Origin of the sequence: Vibrio sp. Y2-5 (genome assembly GCF_014596725.1) — a bacterium.
Taxonomy (GTDB): domain Bacteria; phylum Pseudomonadota; class Gammaproteobacteria; order Enterobacterales; family Vibrionaceae; genus Vibrio.
In genome coordinates, this window is the sequence record NZ_JACVEG010000098.1 from 1 (window position 1) to 486 (window position 486).

Genomic DNA, 486 nt, shown 5'->3' on the forward strand with positions numbered 1-486 from the left:
CTGATGAAATCAAAGCAGCACGTGAGTTCCTAGGTTGGGAATACGCACCATTTGAAATCCCAGCAGATATCTACGCGAACTGGGATGCAAAAGAAGCGGGCGCAGCAAAAGAAGCGGCATGGGAACAAAAATTCGCAGCATACGCAGCGGCCTACCCAGAGCTAGCGGCAGAATTCAAACGTCGTGTGAACGGCGAACTTCCTGCAGAGTGGGAAGAGAAAGCGAACGCAGTGATTGCTGAGCTTCAAGCGAACCCAGCCAACATCGCATCACGTAAAGCATCACAAAACGCGCTAGAAGCGTTCGGTAAAATGCTACCTGAATTCATGGGCGGCTCAGCTGACCTTGCACCTTCAAACCTAACCATGTGGTCTGGCTCTAAGTCAATCACGCCAGAAGATGCAGCAGGTAACTACATCCACTACGGTGTTCGTGAATTCGGTATGACGGCTATCATGAACGGTATCGCGCTACACGGTGGTTTCG

At 51.0% G+C, this 486-nt stretch carries 1 pseudogene; it reads left to right on the plus strand.

Annotated elements, in window-relative coordinates:
• Nucleotides 1-486, plus strand: a pseudogene (locus HUO09_RS22095) (transketolase); the annotation flags it as partial.